The following is a 22,406-nucleotide window of genomic DNA, read 5'->3' as shown; positions in this document are numbered from 1 at the left end:
GCGGGGCTGCATTTGATATGCGGCTCCGCCGCGTGGGCGCGATCAGCCACAGCCGCAGTCGCCGAACGACCGGGACCAGGCACTCTCTCAGGCGGCCACATCCCCCGCCAGCCACTCAGGCAAGGCCGCCAGATCCTCGGCCCCCATGGCCAACAGCATCGCATCCTGCGGCGAAGGCTCGAACGGCCTCCGAAGCAACGGCATCCCCGCCTGCTCCGGCGTCCGGTCCGCCTTCCGGTGATTGTCCTCCGCACACGAGGCCACCGTGTTCAGCCAGGAGTCCTGACCGCCCTGGGCCCGAGGCACCACATGGTCCACGGTGGTCGCCCGCCGCCCGCAGTACGCGCACCGGTGCTGGTCCCTGACCAGCACCCCCCGCCTCGACCAGGGCGCCTGTCTCCGGAACGGCACCCGTACATACCTGCAGAGTCTGATCACCCGAGGCGCGGGTATGTCCACATCCGCACCGCGCATGCGCAGTTCGGGGTGGGCCTGCTCGACGACGGCCTTGTCCTGGAGCACCAGAACAACGGCGCGGTTCAACGTCACCGTAGACAGCGGCTCGAAGCTCGCGTTCAGCACCAGCGTGTCACGCATCCAGCCCACCTCCCATGTGCACCTGCCCACCCCCGGCGGGCTTGGATCAACTCTGGACGGGCGCGCCGAGATGGACAACGCAATAAAACTGCCCGCCTCTGATCACTTCCATGACCAGAGGCGGGCAAACGTTCTATGAACGCTCAGCTGATTTCGCGCGCGGCGTCAGCCCTGCCCGGGGTTCTCGTACTCCCCGATGAGCTGCGCACGCGCGATCGCGTGGAACCGCAGATTGAACCCGACGACGGCAGGCGACACGTCGGCGTCCGGACCGAGCTTCTCCTGGTCCACCGCGTACACCGTGAAGACGTACCGGTGCGGCCCGTCCCCGGGCGGCGGCGCGGCACCGCCGAAGTCCTTCGACCCGTAGTCGTTGCGCACCTGCACCGCGCCCTCGGGCAGCCCCTCGAACTTGCCGCTGCCCGCGCCCGCCGGCAACTCGGTCACCGAGCCCGGGATGTCGAACACGGACCAGTGCCAGAACCCGCTGCCCGTCGGGGCGTCCGGGTCGTAGCAGGTCACGGCGAAGCTCTTGGTCCCGGCCGGGAAGCCCTCCCACCGCAGCTGCGGCGAGGTGTTGCCCTTGGCGTAGACCTGAGCGTCCTTGAGCGTCGCCCCTTCCTCGATGTCCTCGCTCGTCACCGTGAACGACGGGACGGGCGGATGGAAGTCATGGGGGAGCGGCCGCCGCTTGAGCTCGGTCACCTCGGTACCTCCTGATCGATACTGATCGATTACGGAACCCGTTACGGAATCCGCAGTTCCCGAGCCTAGAACCAGTTGCGCTTGCTGCCGACCTCGGACAGCCACTGGTTGAGGTACGCCGCCCAGTCGGTCCCGTGGAAGTCGTGCAGTCCCACCTGGAACGAACGGAAGGTGTCGCTGCCCTCACTGAACAGACCGGGCTTCTTGTCCATTTCGAGGATGACGTCCATGGCGTGCGCGTCCGCCACGAAGCTCAGCTCGACCTGGTTCAGACCCCGGTACTGGGACGGCGGGTGGAACTCGACCTCCTGGTAGAACGGCAGCGTCTGCCGCGTCCCCCGGATGTGCCCCTTCTCCAGGTCCGCGTTCTTGAAGCGGAAGCCCAGCTGGATGAAGGCGTCCAGGATCGCCTTCTGCGCGGGCAGCGGGTGCACGTTGATCGGGTCCAGATCCCCGGAGTCGACGGCACGCGCGATCTCCAGCTCGGTGGTCACCCCGATGTTCATCCCGCGCAGCGCCTGCCCGTCGATCATCGTGACGGGCGTCTCCCACGGAATCTCCAGCCCGAACGGCACCGCGTGCACCGCCCCGGCCTGAAGCTCGAAGGCACCGCCCAGCCGCACCTTGCCGAAGCCGATGTTCTGCTTGTACTCCTCGTCGCCGCTCTCGACCTCGACCCGCGCCTGGAGCCCCACGGACAGCCCCTGGATCTCCTGGTTCACCGAGCCGCCCTGGATCCGCACCTCGCCCTGGACGACACCGCCCGGTACGACGTTCACCTCGGTGAGCACCGTCTCGACGGACGCCCCACCGGCCCCCAGGCTCGCGAGCAGCTTCTTGAACCCCATGACACTCCTCTACTTACTACGTACGGACCCTTGATCCCTACAAACGCGATCCGGTCCCGACCGGTTCCGGTCCACACCCTGGCAAGCTGACGAATCCTTGACCAGCCCTTGGCGTCCCCGGTCTGGACTAGGCTCGGACGCCATGATCGCGCCCCCGGACCGTACGCCACTCCCCAGGAACTTCTTCGACCGACCTGTACTGGAGGTCGCCCCCGACCTCCTCGGTCGCATCCTCGTCCGCACCACACCGGACGGTCCGATCGCGGTGCGCCTCACCGAGGTGGAGGCGTACGACGGCCCGAACGACCCCGGCTCGCACGCCTATCGCGGCCGCACCCCCCGCAACGACGTGATGTTCGGTCCGCCCGGACACGTGTACGTCTACTTCACCTACGGCATGTGGTTCTGCATGAACCTCGTCTGTGGTCCGGAGGGCACCGCGAGCGCGGTCCTGCTCCGCGCCGGCGAGATCATCGAGGGTGCCGAGCTCGCACGTAAACGTCGACTTTCGGCCCGATATGACCGAGAACTGGCCAAAGGGCCTGCCCGCCTGGCCACCGCCCTGGGCGTCGACCGAGCCATGGACGGCACGGACGCCTGCGCCGCCGGCGGGACACCGCTGCGGATACTGGCCGGCTCGCCCGCCCCGTCCGACCAGGTACGCAACGGTCCGCGCACCGGGGTCGCCGGCGAGGGCGGCAATGGTGACGCGCACCCCTGGCGCTACTGGATCGCCAACGACCCCACCGTGAGTCCCTATCGGGCCCACGTCCCCAGGCGCCGCTCAAGTTGACGCGTCCCTGGAAGGTGCGTAATGTAGCCCGAGCCGCTTGAACCGGGTACGGCAATCGCCAGCAGCCGGAAGCGGCCACCCACTACCTGCGATTTCCCCTGACGGGGTCGACTTCGGCATGCCTGCATGCCCGAATTCGAACTCACGGAACTCGATTATGAGTCCCGGCGGGAATCGGCTAACGTAGTGAATGTCGAAAGGCCGACAGGCGGAAGCCGGAAAGCCTCAAGACAATCCCGCCGACCGGGAATCGGACGCCGAAAGGATCTGATAGAGTCGGAAATGCAAGACCGAAGGGAAGCCCGGAGGAAAGCCCGAGAGGGTGAGTACAAAGGAAGCGACCGTTCCTTGAGAACTCAACAGCGTGCCAAAAGTCAACGCCAGATATGTTGATACCCCGTCCGTCGGACACTGTCCGATGGTCGAGGTTCCTTTGAAGAAAAATACAGCGAGGACGCTGTGAACGGTCGGATTATTCCTCCGGCCTGTTCCGCTCCCGTGAGAAGCATTCACGGAGAGTTTGATCCTGGCTCAGGACGAACGCTGGCGGCGTGCTTAACACATGCAAGTCGAACGATGAACCACTTCGGTGGGGATTAGTGGCGAACGGGTGAGTAACACGTGGGCAATCTGCCCTGCACTCTGGGACAAGCCCTGGAAACGGGGTCTAATACCGGATATGAGCCTGGGAGGCATCTCCCGGGTTGTAAAGCTCCGGCGGTGCAGGATGAGCCCGCGGCCTATCAGCTTGTTGGTGAGGTAGTGGCTCACCAAGGCGACGACGGGTAGCCGGCCTGAGAGGGCGACCGGCCACACTGGGACTGAGACACGGCCCAGACTCCTACGGGAGGCAGCAGTGGGGAATATTGCACAATGGGCGAAAGCCTGATGCAGCGACGCCGCGTGAGGGATGACGGCCTTCGGGTTGTAAACCTCTTTCAGCAGGGAAGAAGCGAAAGTGACGGTACCTGCAGAAGAAGCGCCGGCTAACTACGTGCCAGCAGCCGCGGTAATACGTAGGGCGCAAGCGTTGTCCGGAATTATTGGGCGTAAAGAGCTCGTAGGCGGCTTGTCACGTCGATTGTGAAAGCCCGAGGCTTAACCTCGGGTCTGCAGTCGATACGGGCTAGCTAGAGTGTGGTAGGGGAGATCGGAATTCCTGGTGTAGCGGTGAAATGCGCAGATATCAGGAGGAACACCGGTGGCGAAGGCGGATCTCTGGGCCATTACTGACGCTGAGGAGCGAAAGCGTGGGGAGCGAACAGGATTAGATACCCTGGTAGTCCACGCCGTAAACGGTGGGAACTAGGTGTTGGCGACATTCCACGTCGTCGGTGCCGCAGCTAACGCATTAAGTTCCCCGCCTGGGGAGTACGGCCGCAAGGCTAAAACTCAAAGGAATTGACGGGGGCCCGCACAAGCGGCGGAGCATGTGGCTTAATTCGACGCAACGCGAAGAACCTTACCAAGGCTTGACATACACCGGAAACGTTCAGAGATGGGCGCCCCCTTGTGGTCGGTGTACAGGTGGTGCATGGCTGTCGTCAGCTCGTGTCGTGAGATGTTGGGTTAAGTCCCGCAACGAGCGCAACCCTTGTCCCGTGTTGCCAGCAGGCCCTTGTGGTGCTGGGGACTCACGGGAGACCGCCGGGGTCAACTCGGAGGAAGGTGGGGACGACGTCAAGTCATCATGCCCCTTATGTCTTGGGCTGCACACGTGCTACAATGGCCGGTACAATGAGCTGCGATACCGTGAGGTGGAGCGAATCTCAAAAAGCCGGTCTCAGTTCGGATTGGGGTCTGCAACTCGACCCCATGAAGTCGGAGTCGCTAGTAATCGCAGATCAGCATTGCTGCGGTGAATACGTTCCCGGGCCTTGTACACACCGCCCGTCACGTCACGAAAGTCGGTAACACCCGAAGCCGGTGGCCCAACCCCTTGTGGGAGGGAGCTGTCGAAGGTGGGACTGGCGATTGGGACGAAGTCGTAACAAGGTAGCCGTACCGGAAGGTGCGGCTGGATCACCTCCTTTCTAAGGAGCATCTAGCTGCCGTAAAGGCAGCCAGAGCCACTACGTCGGCAAACGTCCGACGGTGGTCAGCTCATGGGTGGAACGTTGACTACTCGGCACGGTAACTTTGATGGATCACCAGTACTGCTTCGGCGTGGAACGTGAGTCTGGATGAGGAACGTGTCGGGCACGCTGTTGGGTGTCTGAGGGAACGAGTGTCCCTCGATGCCGGCCCCAGTGAACTCCGGTTTCTTCCGGGGGTGATGGGTGGCTGGTCGTTGTTTGAGAACTGCACAGTGGACGCGAGCATCTGTGGCCAAGTTTTTAAGGGCGCACGGTGGATGCCTTGGCACCAGGAACCGATGAAGGACGTGGGAGGCCACGATAGTCCCCGGGGAGTCGTCAACCAGGCTTTGATCCGGGGGTTTCCGAATGGGGAAACCCGGCAGTCGTCATGGGCTGTCACCCGCTGCTGAACACATAGGCAGTGTGGAGGGAACGAGGGGAAGTGAAACATCTCAGTACCCTCAGGAAGAGAAAACAACCGTGATTCCGGGAGTAGTGGCGAGCGAAACCGGATGAGGCCAAACCGTATGCGTGTGAGACCCGGCAGGGGTTGCGTATACGGGGTTGTGGGATCTCTCTTCTGTCGTCTGCCGGCGGCAGGGCGAGTCAGAAACCGTTGATGTAGGCGAAGGACATGCGAAAGGTCCGGCGTAGAGGGTAAGACCCCCGTAGCTGAAATATCAACGGCTCGTTTGAGAGACACCCAAGTAGCACGGGGCCCGAGAAATCCCGTGTGAATCTGGCGGGACCACCCGCTAAGCCTAAATATTCCCTGGTGACCGATAGCGGATAGTACCGTGAGGGAATGGTGAAAAGTACCCCGGGAGGGGAGTGAAATAGTACCTGAAACCGTGTGCCTACAAGCCGTGGGAGCATCCTTGTGGTGTGACTGCGTGCCTTTTGAAGAATGAGCCTGCGAGTTTGCGGTGTGTTGCGAGGTTAACCCGTGTGGGGTAGCCGTAGCGAAAGCGAGTCCGAACAGGGCGTTTCAGTAGCACGCTCAAGACCCGAAGCGGAGTGATCTAGCCATGGGCAGGTTGAAGCGGAGGTAAGACTTCGTGGAGGACCGAACCCACCAGGGTTGAAAACCTGGGGGATGACCTGTGGTTAGGGGTGAAAGGCCAATCAAACTCCGTGATAGCTGGTTCTCCCCGAAATGCATTTAGGTGCAGCGTCGTGTGTTTCTTGCCGGAGGTAGAGCACTGGATAGGCGATGGGCCCTACCGGGTTACTGACCTTAGCCAAACTCCGAATGCCGGTAAGTGAGAGCGCGGCAGTGAGACTGTGGGGGATAAGCTCCATGGTCGAGAGGGAAACAGCCCAGAGCATCGACTAAGGCCCCTAAGCGTACGCTAAGTGGGAAAGGATGTGGAGTCGCACAGACAACCAGGAGGTTGGCTTAGAAGCAGCCACCCTTGAAAGAGTGCGTAATAGCTCACTGGTCTAGTGATTCCGCGCCGACAATGTAGCGGGGCTCAAGCGTACCGCCGAAGTCGTGTCATTGCAGCAATACTCCCAACGGAGGCTGTGATGGGTAGGGGAGCGTCGTCTGCCGGGTGAAGCAGCCGCGTAAGCGAGTTGTGGACGGTTGACGAGTGAGAATGCAGGCATGAGTAGCGATTCACACGTGGGAAACGTGTGCGCCGATTGACTAAGGGTTCCTGGGTCAAGCTGATCTGCCCAGGGTAAGTCGGGACCTAAGGCGAGGCCGACAGGCGTAGTCGATGGATAACCGGTTGATATTCCGGTACCCGCTGTGAAGCGTCAAACATCGAACCAGGCGATGCTAAGTCCGTGAAGCCGCCCCGGAGCCTTCGGGCAAAGGGGAGTGGTGGAGCCGGCGAACCAGACTTGCAGTAGGTGAGTGATGGGGTGACGCAGGAAGGTAGTCCAGCCCGGGCGGTGGTTGTCCCGGGGTAAGGGTGTAGGCCGTGCGGTAGGTAAATCCGTCGCACATCAAGGCTGAGACCTGATGCCGAGCCGATTGTGGTGAAGTGGATGATCCTATGCTGTCGAGAAAAGCCTCTAGCGAGTTTCATGGCGGCCCGTACCCTAAACCGACTCAGGTGGTCAGGTAGAGAATACCGAGGCGTTCGGGTGAACTATGGTTAAGGAACTCGGCAAAATGCCCCCGTAACTTCGGGAGAAGGGGGGCCATGCCTGGTGAGGGAATTTACTTCCTGAGCTGGGGGTGGCCGCAGAGACCAGCGAGAAGCGACTGTTTACTAAAAACACAGGTCCGTGCGAAGCCGTAAGGCGATGTATACGGACTGACGCCTGCCCGGTGCTGGAACGTTAAGGGGACCGGTTAGCTCCATTTCGGTGGGGCGAAGCTGAGAACTTAAGCGCCAGTAAACGGCGGTGGTAACTATAACCATCCTAAGGTAGCGAAATTCCTTGTCGGGTAAGTTCCGACCTGCACGAATGGCGTAACGACTTCTCGACTGTCTCAACCATAGGCCCGGTGAAATTGCACTACGAGTAAAGATGCTCGTTTCGCGCAGCAGGACGGAAAGACCCCGGGACCTTTACTACAGTTTGATATTGGTGTTCGGTTCGGCTTGTGTAGGATAGCTGGGAGACTTTGAAACGCGGACGCCAGTTCGTGTGGAGTCGTCGTTGAAATACCAGTCTGGTCGTGCTGGATGTCTAACCTGGGTCCGTGATCCGGATCAGGGACAGTGTCTGATGGGTAGTTTAACTGGGGCGGTTGCCTCCTAAAGAGTAACGGAGGCGCCCAAAGGTTCCCTCAGCCTGGTTGGCAATCAGGTGTTGAGTGTAAGTGCACAAGGGAGCTTGACTGTGAGACCGACGGGTCGAGCAGGGACGAAAGTCGGGACTAGTGATCCGGCGGTGGCTTGTGGAAGCGCCGTCGCTCAACGGATAAAAGGTACCCCGGGGATAACAGGCTGATCTTCCCCAAGAGTCCATATCGACGGGATGGTTTGGCACCTCGATGTCGGCTCGTCGCATCCTGGGGCTGGAGTCGGTCCCAAGGGTTGGGCTGTTCGCCCATTAAAGCGGTACGCGAGCTGGGTTTAGAACGTCGTGAGACAGTTCGGTCCCTATCCGCTGTGCGCGTAGGAGTCTTGAGAAGGGCTGTCCCTAGTACGAGAGGACCGGGACGGACGAACCTCTGGTGTGCCAGTTGTTCTGCCAAGGGCATGGCTGGTTGGCTACGTTCGGGAGGGATAACCGCTGAAAGCATCTAAGCGGGAAGCCTGCTTCGAGATGAGGACTCCCACCCACTTGATGGGGTAAGGCTCCCAGTAGACGACTGGGTTGATAGGCCGGATCTGGAAGCCAGGTAACTGGTGGAGGTGACCGGTACTAATAGGCCGAGGGCTTGTCCTCAGTTGCTCGCGTCCACTGTGTTAGTTCTGAGGCAACGACCGTTGCCGGCTAGAGCTGAACACACAATTGAAGAGTGTGCTTGTTCGCTCGAAACCATTAGGGTTTCGGTGGTCATAGCGTGAGGGAAACGCCCGGTTACATTCCGAACCCGGAAGCTAAGCCTTACAGCGCCGATGGTACTGCAGGGGGGACCCTGTGGGAGAGTAGGACGCCGCCGAACAATCTTTGGAGGACCCCTGGTCCCAGCGTTCAGCTGGGACCAGGGGTCCTTTTGTTTTTACAATGCTTGCGGTACCGAAGACAGGAGTCACCATGTCCACCAACTCTCCCGACGACCGACCGGAGCGCGACCAGCGGCGACGGGACAGTGGTGACCGTAACGACCGTGGGGATCGCGGTGGTTACGGCCGTCGCGACGGCCGTCGTGACGACAACCGTGGTGGTGGCGGGTACGCGCGTCGTGACGACAACCGCGCGGGCGGTGGCGGTGGTTACGGCCGTCGCGACGACCGGCGCGGTGACGATCGTGGTGGTTTCCGCCGCGACGACAACCGCGGTGGTGGTGGCGGTGGTTACGGCCGGCGCGACGACAACCGCGGCTCCCGCCCGGGGTTCCAGCGTGACGACCGCCGTGACGACCGGGACGGCTATGGGCGTCGTGATGACCGTGACCGTGGTCCGCGGCGTGACGACCGCGGCGACCGTCCCGCTGTCCGGCGTGACGACCGCGGTGACCGTCCCGCTGTCCGGCGTGACGATCGCCGTGATGACCGCAGGGATGACCGCCGGGACGATCGGCGTGACGAGCGTCCGGCCTTCCGGCGTGACGACCGCGACGACCGTGGTGGTTTCCGGCGTGATGACCGTCGGGACGACAACCGTGGCGGCGGTGGCGGCTACGGCCGTCGGGACGACAACCGCGGTGGCGGTGGCGGCTACGGGCGTCGGGACGACAACCGCGGTGGCGGCGGCGGCTACGGGCGTCGGGACGACAACCGCGGTGGCGGTGGCGGCTATGGGCGTCGTGATGACCGTGACCGTGGTCCGCGGCGTGACGACCGCGGTGACCGTCCCGCTGTCCGGCGTGACGACCGCGGTGACCGTCCCGCTGTCCGGCGTGACGATCGCCGTGATGACCGCAGGGATGACCGCCGGGACGATCGGCGTGACGAGCGTCCGGCCTTCCGGCGTGACGACCGCGACGACCGTGGTGGTTTCCGGCGTGATGACCGTCGGGACGACAACCGTGGCGGCGGTGGCGGCTACGGCCGTCGGGACGACAACCGTGGCGGCGGTGGCGGCTACGGCCGTCGGGACGACAACCGCGGTGGCGGCGGCGGTGGTTACGGCCGCCGGGACGACCGGCATGACGACCGGCGTGACGACCGCGGCCGTGGCCCCCGCCGGGACGACAACCGCGGCGGCGGCTACCCCCGCCGGGACGACCGCCGTGACGACAGTCGCGGTGGCGGTGGCTACCCGCGCCGTGACGACAACCGCGGCGGTGGCTTCCGCCGTGACGATCGCCGGGACGACAGGCGTGACGACAGGCGTGACGGTGGTTTCCGCGGCCGCGACGACCGGGACCGCGACCGCGATCGCGAGCCGATCAAGCGGCTGCCGATCCCCGAGGACGTCACCGGCGAGGAGATCGACAGGGACGTACGGCAGGAGCTGCAGAGCCTGCCCAAGACGCTCGCGGAGGACGTCGCCAAGAACCTGGTGATGGTCGCCCGGCTCATCGACGAGGACCCCGAGGGCGCCTACGGCTACTCCAGGGTGGCCCTGCGGCTGGCGTCCCGTGTCGCCGCCGTCCGTGAGGCGGCCGGGTTCGCCGCGTACGCGAACCAGAAGTACGCCGAGGCACTCGCCGAGTTCCGGGCCGCGCGGCGCATGACCGGCACCGTCGACCTGTGGCCGGTGATGGCCGACTGCGAGCGTGGGCTCGGACGGCCGGAGAAGGCGCTGGACATGGCCGGCGCCCCCGAGGTGCACAAGCTCGACAAGGCCGGCCAGGTCGAGATGCGGCTCGTCGCCGCCGGTGCCCGGCGTGACATGGGGCAGCTGGACGCGGCGATCGTGACGCTGCAGAGCCCTGAACTGGCGTCCAACTCCGTACAGCCGTGGACCGCCCGGCTGCGGTACGCCTACGCCGACGCCCTGCTCGCCGCCGGGCGTGCCGACGAGGCCCGGGAGTGGTTCGCCAAGGCCGTCGAGGCGGATCGGGACGGCAGCACGGACGCCTCCGACCGGCTGGCCGAGATGGACGGGGTCGAGTTCGTCGACGCTCTGGACGAGGAGAGCGCCGAGGAGACCCCGGAGGAGACCGAGGTCGCGGCCGACATGGAGTCGGACACGGAGGCAGCGGCCGAGACCAGGACCGGCGCCGAGTCCGACGTCGAGTCCGGCGCCGAGTCCGGCGCCGAGTCCGGCGCCGAGTCCGGCGCCGAGTCCGACGTCGAGTCCGACGTCGAGTCCGAGGCTGGTTCCGAGCAGGACTGAGCGCAGTGACCGAGTGACGGTGACTGTCGGAGGGCAGGCCCCGATCGCGGGGTCTGCCCTCTCGCTTTCGGGGCTCCCTTGGGCGTGCTCAGACGTCGAGCGCCCGGAGCACCAGCCCCGATGCCGGCTTCGGGCCGAAGGACGTCGACTTGCGGGGCATCGTCACGCCCTGGCGGGCCAGATCGCGGACGACCTCCTCGCGGACCGGGTGCATGAGGACGGCCGTACCGCCGTCCCGCTCGGCCTTGGCGACGGTCGCCGCCGTGTCGTGGATGTACGCGATATGCGCGGGGGAGTCCTCGGGGATCCGCCAGACGTGGTCGAGGAGCGTGGCGTGCAGGACGGTCGCGTCCAGGGTGCGCCAGGCGGCCGGGCGGCTGTCGGGGATCGTGCGGGCGAGGAGGTCCGGGTCCGGGCGGTCGATGAGGTGGAACGCGCCGTCGCCGGCCAGCAGGAACGCGTTGCCGACGCACGCCGCGTCCGCCAGCGCCTCCTGCGCCGCCGGGAGCGGGACGTCGAGCCGTCGTACCCGGAACAGGCCCTTGACGTGCTCCAGTGCCTCCGCCACCGGCAGGCCGTGCAGCAGGCGGTGGATGGCGCGGACGCGCAGCGGGTAGCGGGCGGTGTCGACGAGGAGGACCAGCCCGTAGTCCCAGGGGCTGGGCGAGGGGTGCTCCGCGCGTAGACGCAGGTAGGTGGCCCAGCGGTGGTGGCCGTCGGCGATCAGGGCCTGGTGGTGGGCCAGGTCGGACTGGACGAGGGTCACCTCGGCGGGGTCGGTGATCGACCAGAGGCGGTGGTGGAAACCGTCCTCCGTGGTGGTGGCGAGGAGCGGGGGGCGGTCGGCCACCGTTTCGACGACCTCGGCGGTCGTGCCGTCGCCCCGGTAGGTGAGCAGGAGGGGTTCGAGGTTCGCGGAGGTGGCACGCATCAGGGCCGCGCGGTCGGCGACGACCGGGGGCATGACCTCCTCGTGCGGGAGCACCACGCCCTCGGACGGCTCCGAGAGCCGCAGGGCGCCGATGATGCCGCGCTGGAGCAGGTCGTTCCCGTCGTGCTGCTCGTAGACGTACAGGCCCGGTTCCGGATCCGCGGCGAGGATGCCCTCGGCCTGCCAGCGGTGCAGGGTGTCGGCCGCCTGTTCGGTACCGGCGCTGGGGGTACCGGCCTGGGGAAGGATGAGGCGGACGATGTTGTGCGGGTCGGCGGACTGGAGGTGGTGTACTCCGTCGGGGCGTACGACGACGTCGTACGGCGGGGAGGTGACGGCGGCCAGGCTGCCGACCCGGTCCGGGTCGTAGCGAAGGCCTCGGAACGGGGTGAGTTCCAGGCCTCGGCGCTCCGTCGCTTCCGAGTGACCTGCAGTGTTCATCCCGGCATCGTACGTGTGTCAGTGGCGTGCGGGATGATCGACGGTGAAAGGCGGGCGGACGAAGAGTGACGAGGAGTGACGAGGAGCGATGGGGAGCGATGGGGATGAGCCAGGGCGTCAGGACTGGTCCCGAGGGCAGCGGACAGGCCCTGAGCACGGCGTACGACACGGCGCTGCTCGATCTGGACGGGGTGGTGTACGCGGGGGGCAGTGCGATCGCGCATGCCGTGGAGTCGCTGGAGGTCGCCCGCGCGGGCGGCATGCGTCTGGCGTACGTCACCAACAACGCGCTGCGGACGCCGGACACGGTGGCCGAGCACCTCACCGAGCTGGGGATCCCGACGGGGGCCGACGACGTCATCACCTCGGCGCAGGCGGTCGCGCGGCTGATCAGTGAGCAGGTGCCTGCCGGGGCGCGGGTGCTGGTGATCGGCGGGGAGGGACTGCGGGTCGCGCTGCGGGAGCGGGGTCTTGAGCCGGTGGAGTCCGCCGACGACGACCCGGCGGCCGTGGTGCAGGGATACGGCGGTCTCGACCTGCCGTGGGGGCGGTTCGCCGAGGCGTCGTACGCCGTCGCGCGCGGGGTGCCGTGGTTCGCGTCCAACACCGACCTGACGATCCCGAGCGGACGCGGGATCGCGCCGGGCAACGGGGCGGCGGTGGAGGTGGTCCGGATCGCGACGGGTGCCGAGCCGCAGGTGGCGGGCAAGCCGCTGCCGCCGATGCACCGGGAGACGATCCTGCGGACGGGGGCGGAGCGGCCGTTGGTGGTCGGGGACCGGCTGGACACCGACATCGAGGGCGCGTTCAACGGCGGGGTCGACTCGCTGCTCGTGCTGACCGGCGTCACCGACGGGCGTCAGTTGCTCGCCGCGCCGCCGCAGCACCGGCCGACCTATGTCGACGCCGATCTCCGGGGGCTGCTCACCGGGCAGCCGGAGGTCACGGCGGACGGTGACGGCTTCCGGTGCGGTGGCTGGTCGGCGACGGCGGGGGACGGCCGGCTGGAGCTGGAGGGTGACGGCGAGTCGATCGACGGGTTGCGGGCGCTGTGCGCGGCGGCCTGGACGGCGGCCGGGGAGGGCTCCTGCGAGCTGGACGGAGGCAAGGCACTGGCGCGGCTGGGGCTCTGAGACCCGGTATCTCCGGGGAGTTGCCGCGCTGCGAGCGGGAACGAGGGGGAACGGGGACACGGCATCGAGAGAAGATGCGAGGGTAGGCTAACCTAACCTCGTGTTGGTCGACAGTCCTCCCGAACAGCGCGCGGACACCACCTCCGCGCCCCCGACCCGTCGGGCGATCAGAGCCTTCGGGCTGCTCGTCTCCGTCGTGATCCTGCTGCTCGTCGCTCTGGCGAGCATCTCGATCGGGGCGAAAGAGCTGCCGCTGGACCAGGTCTGGCACGGCCTGTTCCACGACACGGGGACATACGGCGACGTCGTCGTCGACGCTCGGCTGTCGCGGACCGTCCTCGGCCTGCTGGCCGGTGCCGCCCTCGGGCTGTCCGGGGCGGTGCTCCAGGCGTTCACCCGCAACCCGCTCGCCGACCCCGGACTGCTCGGCATCAACGCGGGCGCGTCGGCCGCGGTCGTCACCGCCATCACCTACTTCGGGGTCAGCAGCCTGAGCGGCTATGTGTGGTTCGCCTTCCTCGGGGCGGCCGTGGTGGGCGCGCTGGTGTGGTTCCTGGGCGGCAGCCGGGGCGCCACCCCGGTCCGGCTCGCGCTGGCCGGTACGGCGATCAGCGCCGCGCTCTACGGCTACCTCCAGGCCGTGATGATCACGGACGACGCGGCGCTCAACAAGTTGCGTTTCTGGACGGTCGGTTCGCTGGCCTCGGCGAGCAACTCGACGATCCTGCAGGTGCTGCCGTTCCTCGCGGCCGGCACCCTGCTCGCCCTCGGCCTCGCCCGGCCGCTGAACGCGGTGGCGATGGGCGACGACACCGCGCGCGCCCTCGGGGCCAACCTGGGCCGCACCCGGGCCCTCGCCATGCTCGCCGCCACCGTGCTGTGCGGCGCGGCCACCGCCGCCTGCGGCCCGATCGCCTTCGTCGGCCTGATGGTCCCGCACGTCGTGCGCTCGTTCACCGGCCCCGACCTGCGCTGGATCCTGCCGTACGCGACGGTCCTGTCGCCCGTGCTGCTGCTCGGCGCCGACGTCATCGGCCGGATGGTCGCCCGCCCTTCGGAGCTCCAGGTCGGCATCGTCACCGCGGTCATCGGCGGGCCGGTCTTCATTCTTCTCGTACGACGGCGGAGGACGGCCCAGCTGTGAGGAACACGCGTACCCTGCGCACCCCCGGCGGGCTCTCCCTGCGGGCCGACGTGCGCGCGCTGGTCGTGGTCGTCGCGCTGCTGCTGGCCGCGTGCGCCGCGAGTGTCGTGCTGATCGGTACCGGGGACTTCCCGATCTCCTTCGGTGACGTGCTGAAGACACTGGCCGGGAACGGCACCGCCGGGCAGGACTTCATCGTCAACGAGCTGCGGCTGCCGCGGGTCCTGGTCGGCCTGCTGGTCGGCGCCTCGCTCGGGCTCGGCGGCGCGCTGTTCCAGTCGATCTCCCGCAACCCGCTGGGCAGCCCGGACGTCCTCGGCCTCTCCCAGGGCGCCACCTCCGGCGCGCTCGTCGTCATCGTGCTGCTGTCCGGAACCGCCGCCCAGGTCACCGTCGGTGCGCTGGCCGGCGGACTGGTGACCGGCCTCGCCATCTACCTCCTGGCCTGGAAGCAGGGCGTCCACGGTTACCGGCTGGTCCTGGTCGGTATCGGCGTCTCCGCCGTCGTCACCGCGGTCAACGGCTATCTGCTCACCAAGGCCGACCTGGTCGACGCGACCCGCGCGGTCGTCTGGATGACCGGTTCCCTCGACGGCCGCGACTGGAGCCAGGTGTGGCCGCTGCTGGCGCTCTGCGCGGTCCTCGTCCCGCTGGTCCTCGTCAACGCGCGGGGCCTGCGGATGATGGAGATGGGCGACGACGTGTCGTACGCGCTCGGGGTGCGGGTGGAGCGGGTGCGGCTGCTGCTGATGGTGGCCGCCGTCCTGCTCACCGCGGCGGCCACCGCAGCCGCCGGACCCGTCAGCTTCGTGGCGCTCACCGCGCCCCAACTCGCCCGCCGCCTCACCCGCGCGCCCGGCCCCAACCTGCTGCCCTCCCTCTGCATGGGCGCCACCCTGCTCGTCACCGCCGACTGGGCCTCCCAGCGCGCCTTCGGGGCCGACCAGCTGCCCGTGGGCGTGGTCACCGGCGTCCTCGGCGGTGTCTATCTGCTGTGGCTGCTCGTCACCGAGCGCAGGGCGGGCCGGATATGAGCGCGACACCCGAGTCAGACAGCAAGAGGAGCACCGTGAACCGCCTGTCCGCCGAGAACGTCACCCTCGCCTACGACCAGCGGGTCATCGCCGAGCAGCTGTCGGTGGAGATCCCCGACAACTCCTTCACGGTGATCGTCGGCCCCAACGCCTGCGGCAAGTCGACGCTGCTGCGCGCGCTGTCCCGGATGCTCAGGCCGAGCCAGGGCCGGGTGCTGCTCGACGGTCAGGTCATCCAGTCGATGCCCGCGAAGAAGGTCGCCCGCACCCTCGGCCTGCTCCCGCAGTCGTCCATCGCGCCCGACGGCATCACCGTCGGCGACCTGGTCGGCCGCGGCCGGTACCCGCACCAGGGCATCCTGCGCCAGTGGTCCGCCGAGGACGAACGGGTCGTACAGGAGTCGATGGAGCGGACCGGGATCGCCGAACTCGCCGACCGGTACGTCGACGAGCTCTCCGGCGGTCAGCGGCAGCGCGTCTGGATCGCCATGGCGCTCGCCCAGCAGACCCCGCTGCTGCTCCTCGACGAGCCGACCACCTACCTGGACATCCAGCACCAGATCGACGTCCTCGACCTGTGTGCCGAACTCCACGAGGAGCAGGGGCGGACGCTGGTCGCCGTGCTGCACGACCTCAACCACGCGGCCCGGTACGCAACCCACCTGATCGCGCTGCGGGGCGGCCAGGTGATCGCCGAGGGCGCCCCGAACGACATCGTCACGGCCGAGCTGGTCGAGGAGGTCTTCGGGCTGCGCTGTCAGATCATCGACGACCCGGAGACGGGGACCCCGCTGGTGGTGCCGGCCGCCCGGAAGGCGAGGGTCACAACAACTTCCTGAGCCGGAACAGGTCGAGCAGGTTGGCGTCCAGCCTCACCCGGCCCGAGCCCCAGGCCCCGGCGAAGTTCAGCTCGCCGTCGACCAGGGCCACCAGGTCGTCGCCGGCCATGGCGAGTCTGATCTGCGCCTTCTCCCGCGGTGGACCGGGGAACGTCTCCTCGACCTCGATCCGGCCACCGGTGAGCCGGCCGGCGAAGGTGACATCCAGGTCGGTGATGTGGCAGCTCACCGTGCGGTCCATGGCGGCGGCCGCACGGACGTCGCCCTCGGTGCCGCCCATGCTGTGCGAGAGCTTGTCGAGTGCGGCGCGGCACTCCTCGATCGTGGCCATCGCGATCGACGGTACCCCAGCGGTTCGATGTAGCGTCGGGGCATGACCGACTCCGTGCCCGAGGGCCGGGTGACGGAGGCCGAGGAAGCGGCCGCCGTCGAACCCGACTACGACCCCGCCGCGCCCGCCCCGCTGAACGTCCCCCGCACCCCCACCGGCAACGCCGAGGTCGACGCACAGCTCGACCGGCTGGCCGACGCCGACCACCTCGCCACGGACGGGCATCTGGAGATGTACGAGGATGTGCACCGGGGGCTGCGCGACGCGCTGACCGCGCTCGACGCCCGTCCGCCGGGACCCCCGGCGCCCGCACCGCCGTACGGCAACAGGGCGCCCGCGCCGTCGTACCACCAGAGCAGGAGCTGAACCCACCGTGGCAGGAGTCGCACGTCGCCGTCTGGACGCGGAGTTGGTCCGCCGGAAGCTCGCGCGCTCGCGTGAGCACGCGAGCCAGCTGATCGCCGCCGGGCGGGTCACCGTCGGCAAGACCCTCGCGACCAAGCCGGCCACCCAGGTGGAGACCGCCGCCGCCATCGTCGTGCAGAGCGACGGCAGCGATCCCGAGTACGTGTCCCGGGGCGGCCACAAGCTCGCCGGCGCGCTGGCGGTGTTCGTCCCGCAGGGCCTGGTGGTCGAGGGGCGGCGGGCGCTGGATGCCGGTGCGTCGACCGGAGGATTCACCGATGTGCTGCTGCGCGCGGGGGCCGCGCATGTCGTCGCCGTCGACGTCGGGTACGGCCAACTCGCGTGGTCTCTGCAGAGCGATGAACGCGTCACCGTCAAGGACCGTACGAACGTACGCGAGTTGACGCTTGAAGCGATCGATGGGGAGCCTGTGGATCTTGTCGTGGGTGATCTGTCCTTCATCCCGCTCGGGCTGGTGCTGCCGGCCCTGGCGCGGTGCGTGAGGCCGGACGCCGACCTGGTGATGATGGTCAAGCCGCAGTTCGAGGTGGGCAAGGAGCGACTGGGGAGCGGGGGAGTCGTACGGAGTCCGCAGCTGCGGGCGGAGGCCGTGCGGGGGGTTGCCGGGAAGGCGTGGGAGCTGGGACTCGGGGTGAAGGGTGTCACCGCCAGTCCGCTGCCCGGGCCGTCCGGCAACGTCGAGTACTTTCTGTGGCTGCGGGCCGGCGCACCCCAGTTGGATCCGGCCGACGTTGACCGTGCAGTGGCGGAGGGGCCGCGTTGACACAGAACCGAGCTCGTACTGTTTTCCTCCTCGCTCACACCGGGCGGCCGGCCGCGATCCGCAGCGCCGAGCTCGTGGTGAAGGGGCTGCTGGCGGCCGGAGTGGGGGTACGGGTACTGGATTTCGAGGCCCGCGACCTGCCGCTGCCCGACGAGGTCGAACTCGTCGAGGAGGCCTCGCCGCACAGCCTCGACGGCTGCGAGCTGCTGATCGTGCTCGGCGGTGACGGGACGCTGCTGCGCGGCGCCGAGTTCGCCCGCGCGTCCGGGGTGCCGATGCTCGGCGTCAACCTCGGCAGCGTCGGGTTTCTGGCGGAGGCCGAGCGGGACGACCTCGACAAGGTGGTCGACCGGGTGGTGAGCAGGGCGTACGAGGTCGAGGAGCGGATGACCGTCGACGTCGTCGTGCACCGCAACGGGGACATCGTGCACACCGACTGGGCGCTGAACGAGGCGGCGGTGCAGAAGGCGGGCGCCGAGAAGCTGCTGGAAGTGGTGCTGGAGATCGACGGGCGGCCGGTGACGGGGTTCGGGTGCGACGGCATCGTGCTGTCGACGCCGACCGGGTCCACGGCGTACGCGTTCTCGGCGGGCGGGCCGGTGGTGTGGCCGGAGGTGGAGGCGCTGCTGATGGTGCCGATCAGCGCGCATGCGCTGTTCGCCAAGCCGCTGGTGACCTCGCCGGACTCGGTGCTGGCGGTGGAGGTGCTGCCGCACATCCAGCCGGGGGTGCTGTGGTGTGACGGGCGGCGGACGGTTGAGCTTCCGCCCGGGGCTCGGGTCGAGGTGCGGCGGGGGGCGGTGCCCGTGCGGCTGGCTCGGCTGCATCACGCGTCGTTCACGGACCGGCTGGTCGCGAAGTTCGCGTTGCCGGTGTCCGGGTGGCGGGGGGCGCCGCACTAGCGGTCTGCGGGGGTGGCCGGGGAGCTTCGGCGACTGCGGGTGGTTCGTGGTTGCTCGCGCAGTTCCCCGCGCCCCTGGGCAGGTCCACCCGCCGGGGTGTCGAGGTGGTCGGTCGCGTCCGTGCGGTGGTGGCCGTATGTCGATATGGTCCCGCGCCCCTGGGCAGGTTCACTCGCCGGGGTGTCGAGGTGGTCGGTCGCGTCCGTGCGGTGGTGGCCGTATGTCGATACGGTCCCGCGCCCCTGGGCAGGTCCACCCGCCGGGGTGTCGAGGTGGCCGGTCGCGTCCGCGCGGTGGTGGCTGCATGTCGGTTCAGTCCTGTGCCCCTTTGGGGCGTCTTCGCTCCCCGCCGACTGCCCCTCGCGGTTTCTCCACTCGCCCGGGTGACAGGGGGCCTCGCACTTCGTCGGCCCGACCTCGTAAGGTCTTCCCCGTGCTGGAAGAAATGCGGATACGGTCCCTCGGAGTCATCGACGACGCTGTCGTCGAGTTGTCGCCGGGGTTCACCGCCGTCACCGGTGAGACGGGTGCGGGCAAGACCATGGTGGTCACGAGCCTGGGGCTGCTGCTCGGTGGGCGGGCGGATCCCGCGCTGGTGCGGATCGGGGCCGAGAAGGCGGTCGTGGAGGGGCGGGTCACCGTGCCCGAGGGCGCCTCGGCGGGCGTACGGGCCGAGGAGGCCGGTGCCGAGCTGGACGACGGGGCGCTGCTGATCAGCCGTACCGTTTCCGCCGAGGGGCGCTCGCGAGCGCACCTGGGCGGGCGCAGCGTGCCCGTGGGGCTGCTCGCCGAGCTCGCCGACGACCTGGTGGCCGTGCACGGGCAGACCGACCAGCAGGGGCTGCTGAAGCTGTCCCGGCAGCGGCAGGCCCTCGACCGGTACGCGGGCGACGGGGTCGCCGTACCGCTGGCCAAGTACGGCGAGGCGTACCGGCGGCTGCGGGCCGTCGCGGCCGAGCTGGAGGAGATCGTCACGCGCGCGCGTGAGCGGGCCCAGGAGGCCGACATGCTGCGCTATGGGCTGGACGAGATCGCCGGCGTCGAACCACGGGCCGGCGAGGACGTCGAGCTCGCCGAGGAGGCCGAGCGGCTCGGGCACGCCGAGGCGCTGTCGTCCGCCGCGACCGCCGCGCACTCCGCGCTCGCCGGAAACCCCGAGGACCCCGAGGGCATCGACGCGGCCACCCTCGTCGCGGGCGCCAACCGGGCCCTGGAGGCCGTGCGCTCGCACGACCCGGCGCTGGCCGCGCTCGCCGACCGGATCGGCGAGGTCGGGATCCTGCTCGGCGACGTGGCGGGTGAACTCGCCGGGTACGCCGACGACCTGGACGCCGATCCGCTGCGGCTCGCGGCCGTGGAGGAGCGGCGCGCCGCGCTCACCGCGCTGACCCGCAAGTACGGCTCGGACGTCGACGCGGTGCTGGCGTGGGCCGAGCAGAGCGCCGCGCGGCTCACCGAGCTCGACGGCGACGACGAGCGGATCGACGAACTGACCGCCGAGCGGGACGGCCTGCGCGCCGAACTGGGCGGTCTCGCACAGGCTTTGACCGAGGCGCGCACCGAGGCCGCCGAACGCTTCGCGGCCGCCGTCACCGCCGAACTGGGCTCCCTCGCGATGCCGCACGCGCGCGTCTCCTTCGCCATCCGGCAGACCGAGGATCCGGAAGGCGTGGAGGTCGGCGGCCGGGCGGTGGCCTACGGCCCGGCGGGTGCCGACGAGGTCGAACTGCTTCTCGCCCCGCATCCGGGCGCCCCGCCCCGCCCCATCGCCAAGGGCGCCTCCGGCGGTGAGCTGTCGCGGGTGATGCTCGCGGTGGAGGTCGTCTTCGCGGGTACGGACCCGGTCCCGACGTACCTCTTCGACGAGGTCGACGCGGGTGTCGGCGGCAAGGCGGCGGTGGAGATCGGGCGGCGCCTGGCCAAGCTCGCCAAGTCCGCACAGGTGGTCGTCGTCACGCACCTTCCCCAGGTCGCCGCCTTCGCCGACCGGCAGTTGCTCGTGGAGAAGACCAACGACGGCTCGGTCACCCGCTCGGGCGTGAAGGTCCTGGAGGGCGAGGAGCGGGTACGGGAGCTGTCCCGCATGCTGGCCGGCCAGGAGGACTCGGAGACGGCACGGGCGCACGCCGAGGAACTGCTGGCGACGGCACGGGCGGAGCGCTGACGGACCACGGACGGAGATAAGAGAGCGGAGATCGGCGGGCGGCGGGCAGAGGGCGGTGGGTGAAGGCCCCCAGGGCGTCACCCTCCCGGGTGACACGGTTCGGCGCATTGCCCCGGCCCGCCTCGGTATGTGACCTCTCGGAATACCCGGAACCCCCTTGTGTGCTGGCATGCTTGAGGGGGGCGCGGTGTCCGGGGGAGGTACGCGCGGTGATGCCGTCGGCCCCGATACCTTCTGTACGTTCCCTCGTGACCGCCCCACGCCGAACCAGGAGCCCCGGCCGCGTGAGCCCCGTGAGCAGCAACGCACCGCACGCTCAGTCGTCGCTGCGCACCGTGCAGGTGCTGGGCGGCGGCAACGCCGGCAGCAGCGCGCACGTGCGTTCGCTGGCCGCCGGCCTCGTCGCGCGGGGCGTGCGGGTCACGGTGTGCGCCCCCGCCGAGGCCGATCGCGCCTACGGCTTCTCGGGCGTCGGCGCCGACCATGTGCATGTGCCCCGCAGCAGCGACCCGGGCTCGGTCGCCGCGCTCCGCGCCGCCTGCACGGACGCCGACCTGGTGCACGCCCACGGCCTGCACGCCTCCTTCCGCGCGGTACTGGCGCTGAGCGGCCGCACCACTCCGCTGATCGTCACCTGGCACAACCGGGCGCATGCCGAGGGAGCGCGGGCGCATCTGCTGAGGATGCTGGAGCGGCGGGTGGTGAGGACGGCCGCCGTGGTGCTCGGCACCACCTCCGACCTGGTGGACCGGGCCCGCCGTACCGGCGCCAGGGACGCCCGGCTCGCCGCCGTGGCGCTGCCCGGCCTGCGGCGGCCCGCCGACGAGGACGAGGCGGAGCGGCTGCGGCCCAAGGTCCGGGCCGAACTCGGCGCCATGGGGCGGCCGTTGCTCATCGCGGTCGGCTCCCTCGACCGGCATCGCGGTTATGACGTCCTGCTGGACGCGGCACGTGCCTGGTGCCGGCTCGATCCGGTGCCGCTCCTCGTCATCGCCGGCGAGGGGCCGCTGCGTTCGGCGTTGCAGCGGCGGATCGAGGACGAGGAGCTGCCCGTGCGGCTGATCGGCCGCCGTGACGATGTCGCCGAGCTGCTCGCCGCCGCCGATCTGGCGCTGCTGCCCAGCAGTTGGGAGCCCCGCTCCGTCCTCGCCCAGGAGGCACTGCAGGCGGGCGTGCCGCTCGTCGCCACCGCTGTCGGCGGTATCCCCGACCTGGTCGGGGACGCGGCCGAGCTGGTCGCGTACGGCGACGCACGGGCCCTCGCCGACACCGTCGTACGTCTGCTCGGCGACCCCGAGCGCTGCGCGGAGCTGCGCGAGCGGGGGGCACGGCAGGCGGCGAGCTGGCCCACGGAGGACGAGACCGTCGCCCAAGTGCTCAGCGTGTACGACGAGTTGACGCAGCTCAGGCCGCTGCCGTGA

The 22,406-nt window shown here is 68.5% G+C and carries 17 protein-coding genes and 3 rRNA genes; 14 read left to right on the top strand and 6 right to left on the bottom strand.

What is annotated here, in order from left to right; all coding sequences use genetic code 11:
• Positions 1–87: 87 nt before the first annotated feature.
• From OHB00_RS12460 to OHB00_RS12450, 3 genes are all read right to left on the bottom strand, one after another.
• Positions 88–597, bottom strand: a complete 510-nt coding sequence (locus OHB00_RS12460; protein ID WP_406434208.1) for an HNH endonuclease — start codon at positions 595–597, stop codon at positions 88–90.
• Positions 598–762: 165 nt separating this feature from the next.
• On the bottom strand, positions 763–1,302 hold the full coding sequence (locus OHB00_RS12455) for a YbhB/YbcL family Raf kinase inhibitor-like protein (RefSeq protein WP_406434206.1): 540 nt from the start codon (positions 1,300–1,302) through the stop codon (positions 763–765).
• Between the two features lie 65 nt (positions 1,303–1,367).
• The gene (locus tag OHB00_RS12450) at positions 1,368–2,150 is read right to left on the bottom strand and encodes a sporulation protein (protein ID WP_406434204.1); all 783 of its coding nucleotides are present in this window, start codon (positions 2,148–2,150) and stop codon (positions 1,368–1,370) included.
• Between the two features lie 142 nt (positions 2,151–2,292).
• On the opposite strand from OHB00_RS12450, the gene OHB00_RS12445 reads away from it, so the two are divergent.
• The 4 genes from OHB00_RS12445 to rrf all read left to right on the top strand — a co-directional run bounded on the left by OHB00_RS12445 (position 2,293) and on the right by rrf (position 8,595).
• Positions 2,293–2,943 carry a DNA-3-methyladenine glycosylase gene (locus OHB00_RS12445; RefSeq protein WP_406434202.1) on the top strand — a complete coding sequence of 217 codons (651 nt, stop codon included), beginning with the start codon at positions 2,293–2,295 and terminating at the stop codon, positions 2,941–2,943.
• A gap of 508 nt (positions 2,944–3,451) precedes the next feature.
• A 16S ribosomal RNA gene (locus OHB00_RS12440) occupies positions 3,452–4,976 on the top strand.
• 293 nt (positions 4,977–5,269) lie between these two features.
• Positions 5,270–8,375, top strand: a 23S ribosomal RNA gene (locus tag OHB00_RS12435).
• Positions 8,376–8,478: 103 nt separating this feature from the next.
• Positions 8,479–8,595 (top strand): 5S ribosomal RNA (rrf, locus tag OHB00_RS12430).
• Together the 16S, 23S and 5S rRNA genes form the textbook arrangement of a ribosomal RNA operon.
• 29 nt (positions 8,596–8,624) lie before the next feature.
• On the opposite strand, the gene OHB00_RS12425 is transcribed toward rrf, so the two are convergent.
• Positions 8,625–9,743, bottom strand: coding sequence for a hypothetical protein (locus OHB00_RS12425; RefSeq protein ID WP_406446374.1), 1,119 nt, complete (start codon positions 9,741–9,743; stop codon positions 8,625–8,627).
• A 240-nt stretch (positions 9,744–9,983) separates the two neighbouring features.
• Here OHB00_RS12425 and OHB00_RS12420 point away from each other — a divergent pair, with 240 nt between their 5' ends.
• On the top strand, positions 9,984–10,877 hold the full coding sequence (locus OHB00_RS12420) for a tetratricopeptide repeat protein (protein WP_406445749.1): 894 nt from the start codon (positions 9,984–9,986) through the stop codon (positions 10,875–10,877).
• 88 nt (positions 10,878–10,965) lie between these two features.
• Here OHB00_RS12420 and OHB00_RS12415 read toward each other — a convergent pair whose 3' ends face one another.
• On the bottom strand, positions 10,966–12,249 hold the full coding sequence (locus tag OHB00_RS12415) for a DUF1015 family protein (RefSeq protein ID WP_406434200.1): 1,284 nt from the start codon (positions 12,247–12,249) through the stop codon (positions 10,966–10,968).
• A 104-nt stretch (positions 12,250–12,353) separates the two neighbouring features.
• On the opposite strand from OHB00_RS12415, the gene OHB00_RS12410 reads away from it, so the two are divergent.
• The 4 genes from OHB00_RS12410 to OHB00_RS12395 all read left to right on the top strand — a co-directional run bounded on the left by OHB00_RS12410 (position 12,354) and on the right by OHB00_RS12395 (position 16,399).
• Positions 12,354–13,382, top strand: a complete 1,029-nt coding sequence (locus OHB00_RS12410) for an HAD-IIA family hydrolase (protein WP_406434198.1) — start codon at positions 12,354–12,356, stop codon at positions 13,380–13,382.
• Positions 13,383–13,482: 100 nt separating this feature from the next.
• Positions 13,483–14,526 carry a FecCD family ABC transporter permease gene (locus OHB00_RS12405; protein ID WP_406434196.1) on the top strand — a complete coding sequence of 348 codons (1,044 nt, stop codon included), beginning with the start codon at positions 13,483–13,485 and terminating at the stop codon, positions 14,524–14,526.
• Positions 14,523–15,560 carry a FecCD family ABC transporter permease gene (locus OHB00_RS12400; RefSeq protein ID WP_406434194.1) on the top strand — a complete coding sequence of 346 codons (1,038 nt, stop codon included), beginning with the start codon at positions 14,523–14,525 and terminating at the stop codon, positions 15,558–15,560. The genes OHB00_RS12405 and OHB00_RS12400 overlap by 4 nt, the downstream gene beginning before the upstream one ends.
• Positions 15,557–16,399 carry an ABC transporter ATP-binding protein gene (locus OHB00_RS12395; RefSeq protein WP_406434192.1) on the top strand — a complete coding sequence of 281 codons (843 nt, stop codon included), beginning with the start codon at positions 15,557–15,559 and terminating at the stop codon, positions 16,397–16,399. The genes OHB00_RS12400 and OHB00_RS12395 overlap by 4 nt, the downstream gene beginning before the upstream one ends.
• Here OHB00_RS12395 and OHB00_RS12390 read toward each other — a convergent pair.
• Entirely contained in the window at positions 16,383–16,730 is a 348-nt protein-coding gene (locus OHB00_RS12390) for a sterol-binding protein (protein WP_406434190.1), read from the bottom strand. The two genes, OHB00_RS12395 and OHB00_RS12390, sit on opposite strands and share 17 nt — an antisense overlap.
• A 42-nt stretch (positions 16,731–16,772) precedes the next feature.
• Here OHB00_RS12390 and OHB00_RS12385 point away from each other — a divergent pair, with 42 nt between their 5' ends.
• The 5 genes from OHB00_RS12385 (at position 16,773) to OHB00_RS12365 (ending at position 22,406) form a co-directional block, all read left to right on the top strand.
• A complete protein-coding gene (locus tag OHB00_RS12385) occupies positions 16,773–17,096 on the top strand; it encodes a hypothetical protein (protein WP_406434188.1) in 324 nt (107 codons plus the stop codon).
• A 7-nt stretch (positions 17,097–17,103) separates the two neighbouring features.
• The gene (locus OHB00_RS12380; RefSeq protein ID WP_406434186.1) at positions 17,104–17,919 is read left to right on the top strand and encodes a TlyA family RNA methyltransferase; all 816 of its coding nucleotides are present in this window, start codon (positions 17,104–17,106) and stop codon (positions 17,917–17,919) included.
• On the top strand, positions 17,916–18,821 hold the full coding sequence (locus tag OHB00_RS12375) for an NAD kinase (protein WP_132889008.1): 906 nt from the start codon (positions 17,916–17,918) through the stop codon (positions 18,819–18,821). The genes OHB00_RS12380 and OHB00_RS12375 overlap by 4 nt, the downstream gene beginning before the upstream one ends.
• Before the next feature lie 445 nt (positions 18,822–19,266).
• Entirely contained in the window at positions 19,267–20,985 is a 1,719-nt protein-coding gene (gene recN, locus OHB00_RS12370; RefSeq protein ID WP_406445748.1) for a DNA repair protein RecN, read from the top strand.
• Positions 20,986–21,269: 284 nt separating this feature from the next.
• Complete coding sequence (locus OHB00_RS12365) at positions 21,270–22,406, top strand: glycosyltransferase family 4 protein (RefSeq protein ID WP_406434184.1); 1,137 nt, start codon at positions 21,270–21,272, stop codon at positions 22,404–22,406.

It is taken from the genome of Streptomyces sp. NBC_00631, assembly GCF_045206895.1.
Lineage (GTDB): Bacteria > Actinomycetota > Actinomycetes > Streptomycetales > Streptomycetaceae > Streptomyces.
The sequence above is the reverse complement of the archived record's forward strand: the minus strand, read 5'-3'. Positions and strand labels throughout refer to the sequence as shown.